This window comes from Agromyces humi, assembly GCF_009720255.1.
In the GTDB taxonomy this organism is placed as follows: Bacteria; Actinomycetota; Actinomycetes; order Actinomycetales; family Microbacteriaceae; genus Agromyces; species Agromyces humi.
The window spans coordinates 1-3,267 of sequence record NZ_WJSP02000393.1; the positions used below are offsets into that span (position 1 = coordinate 1).

The window sequence follows — 3,267 nt, forward strand, 5'->3', positions numbered from 1 at the left end:
AGGCCTCCGCGGCGGAGATCGACGAGCTCGGCATCATGGCGTGCCTCGGCCTCGCCGGCGCCCGGGCCTACGCGGCGCTCACCGCAGCCCAGGAGGTCGCGCTCGACGCGCCGCTGCTGCTCGACGGCAACTACGACTGGCTGAGCCCCTCGATCCAGCACCGTGCTCGCGTGACCACGCGCATCAAGGCCGACCGCGACTGCGCGTCGGTGGCCGCGGCATCCGTCATCGCCAAGGTGCACCGCGACCGCGGCATGCGCAGCGCCCACGACGACCTGCCGCTCTACGGCTGGGACGAGAACAAGGGCTACTCGAGCCGCGGACACTTCGCCGCGCTCGCCGAGCACGGCCCGAGCGCCCTGCACCGTCACACCTGGCTCCACGAGCGTCCCGAGGAGGCGCCGGCGCTGTTCGACCTCGGCGTAGGATGAATCCCGATGGATGAAGACGAGTTCGAAGACTACGACCGCGAGGTCGAGCTGGCCCTGTACCGCGAATACCGCGACATCGTGTCGCAATTCCAGTACGTGGTCGAGACGGAGCGGCGCTTCTACCTCGCCAACGAGGTCGAACTGGTGCGCCGTGACACCGAGCACGACTTCTACTTCGAGTTGACGATGAAGGACGTCTGGGTCTGGGACGTCTACCGTGCCGACCGGTTCGTGAAGTCCGTGCGCGTGCTCACCTTCAAGGACGTCAACGTCGAGGAGCTCGCGACGCGCGAGTTCGAGCTGCCGAAAGAGCTCGCACTCGACGAGTAATCGTCGCGGCCCCTGCCGAATGACGGCCCCGGCCGTGGGCCGACCTATCAGGCCGCCCGTGCCGACCGGCGCCGTCGCCCTCGCCCGCGAAGTCGCCGCCGACTCGTCCTCGACACCGCGATTGTCGCGGCCCGCGACCTCGACGCTGTCGCGACTCGGCTGAACCGGCCGGTTCCGCCACCACGCTGGTCGCGGAGGTGGTGCTGGTGGCCCACAATGCGGAACTCGGTCGGCGCGGCGAACAGCTCGCGGTCGATCACCTGGAGTCGCGCGGAATGCGCGTCGTCGCCCGGAACTGGCGGTGCCGGCTCGGCGAGGTCGACATCGTCGCGCGAGACGGGGGCGACACGGTCTTCGTCGAGGTGAAGACCCGCACGTCCCACGACTACGGTCACCCGTTCGAGGCCATCACGCCGATCAAGCTCGCTCGGCTGCGGCGGCTCGCGATCGCCTGGTGCGAGGCGACGGATGCCCCGGCGTCGCGCATTCGGATCGACGCGGTCGCGGTGCTCGCGCCCGCCGAGTCGCCCGCGCTCATCGAGCACCTCGAGGGGATCAGCTGATGCCCGTCGCACGAACGCGCTCGATCGCGCTCCTCGGGCTCACCGGGTCGGTGGTCGAGGTCGAGGCCGACCTGTCGTCGCAGCTGCCCGGCTTCGTGATCATCGGGTTGCCTGACGCGGCCCTCACCGAGGCTCGCGAGCGGGTGCGCTCCGCGGCGGTCAACGCGGGGTGTCCGCTCCCGCAGCGCAAGCTCACCGTCAACCTCTCGCCGGCGGCGCTGCCCAAGCACGGATCCGGGTTCGACCTCGCGATCGCGATCGCGTGCCTCGCGGCGGCCGGCGAGGTGTCCGTCGAATCCGTCGACCGGGTGGTGCACCTGGGCGAGCTCGGCCTCGACGGCCGGCTCCGCCCGATCGACGGAATCCTGCCGGCCGTGCTCGCCGCGGTCCGAGCCGGACACGACACCGTGATGGTGCCCGCGGCCAATGCCGCCGAGGCCGCGCTGGTGCCCGGCGTCGAGGTGATCGGCGTCTCCTCGCTGCTCGAGGCCGCGATCCGGCACGGCGGCGAGTACGACGAGCAGGCGGTCGAGGCCGTGCCCGCCATCGTGCGCGGCGACGACGGCGAACCCGTGGTCGGCGACCTGGCCGACATCGCAGGGAACGGCGACGCGGTCGAGGCGCTGATCACGGCCGCCGCAGGCGGTCACCATCTCTTCCTGCTGGGCCCGCCCGGGGCCGGCAAGACCATGCTCGCCTCGCGGCTGCCCGGGATCCTGCCCGACCTCGATTCGGATGCCGCGCTCGAGGTCTCCTCGATCCGGTCGCTCTCGGGCCGGCCGCTGGGCGCCGCGCTCTCCGTTCGTCCGCCGTTCGAGGCGCCCCACCACACCGCATCGGCCGCTGCGATCGTGGGCGGAGGCAGCCGGGTCATCCGTCCCGGCGCGGCAGCGCGGGCCTCGCACGGCGTGCTGTTCCTCGACGAGGCGCCCGAGTTCGCATCGACCGTGCTCGACGTCCTCCGGCAACCGCTGGAATCGGGCACCATCTCGATCCATCGGGCGAGCGCCGTGGCGTCGTTCCCGGCACGGTTCCAGCTCGTCATCGCCGCCAACCCCTGCCCGTGCGGCCACCACGGCGTCGACGACACGAGCTGCACGTGCTCGCCGGTCGTACGTCGTCGTTACCTCGCTCGCATCTCGGGCCCCCTGCTCGATCGCATCGACCTGCAGATCCTGGTTCCCCGCATCACGACCGCGGGAATCCGGGTGGCGGCCGAGTCGCCCGGCTTGTCCAGCGCCGAGGCCCGGTTGCGCGTCGACGGCGCCCGTGAGGTCGCACGTGACCGCCTGCGGGCGACCCCGTGGCGAACGAATGCCGAGATGCCCGGGCCGTGGATGCGCGGCGCCGGTCGTCTCCACCCCGGCGGTCGGGCGAGCGCCGCGCTCGACCGCGCGCTGGAGCGCGGGGGCATCACGATGCGCGGATACGACCGCGTACTGAAGACCGCGTGGACCATCGCGGACCTCGACGGCGCCGCGGCACCGACCGCCGACCACGTGGGCCGGGCCTACTTCATGAGGAAGGGAATCAGCGCATGACGCAGTTGCAGCGCGCGGCCGAAGGATCGGCTGCGGAGTTCGCCGCGGCTCGCACGCACGGCGATCCGTCGCTCGAGGCGTTCGCGCGGGCCGTCCTCGGCCTCGTCGCCGAACCCGGCGATGGCGTGTTGGGCCGGGTCATCGGAGCGATCGGCGCGGTCGACACGGCCGAGTCGCTGCTGGCCGGCGGGTCGGCCGCCGAGCTGGTCGAGCGGGTCGTGGAGGGGGGAGGCGACCTCGACGAGGGCGAGGCGTCGACGGGCCTCGACCGTTGGCTGCCACGGCTCGACCACGGGGCGTTCGTCCGCTCGCTCGGCCAGGCCGTGCGGGTCGGGGCCGTGCTGCTCACGCCCGGAGATGCGGCCTGGCCGCTGGGCGTCGACGAGCTCGGCGTGCATGCGC

The 3,267-nt window shown here is 72.4% G+C and carries 3 protein-coding genes and 2 pseudogenes; all 5 read left to right on the plus strand.

The annotated features are described in order from the left end of the window. A pseudogene (locus GH736_RS19680) lies at positions 1 to 431 on the plus strand (ribonuclease HII); the annotation flags it as partial. 6 nt (positions 432 to 437) lie between these two features. Beyond that, positions 438 to 761 carry a DUF2469 family protein gene (locus tag GH736_RS19685; protein ID WP_129522552.1) on the plus strand — a complete coding sequence of 108 codons (324 nt, stop codon included), beginning with the start codon at positions 438 to 440 and terminating at the stop codon, positions 759 to 761. 206 nt (positions 762 to 967) lie between these two features. Continuing rightward, positions 968 to 1,324, plus strand: a complete 357-nt coding sequence (locus GH736_RS19690; RefSeq protein WP_159606355.1) for a YraN family protein — start codon at positions 968 to 970, stop codon at positions 1,322 to 1,324. Next, entirely contained in the window at positions 1,324 to 2,865 is a 1,542-nt protein-coding gene (locus GH736_RS19695) for a YifB family Mg chelatase-like AAA ATPase (RefSeq protein ID WP_159606357.1), read from the plus strand. Before GH736_RS19690 ends, GH736_RS19695 begins: the two co-directional genes overlap by 1 nt. Continuing rightward, positions 2,862 to 3,267, plus strand: a pseudogene (locus tag GH736_RS19700) (hypothetical protein); the annotation flags it as partial. The gene GH736_RS19695 and the pseudogene GH736_RS19700, both read left to right, overlap by 4 nt.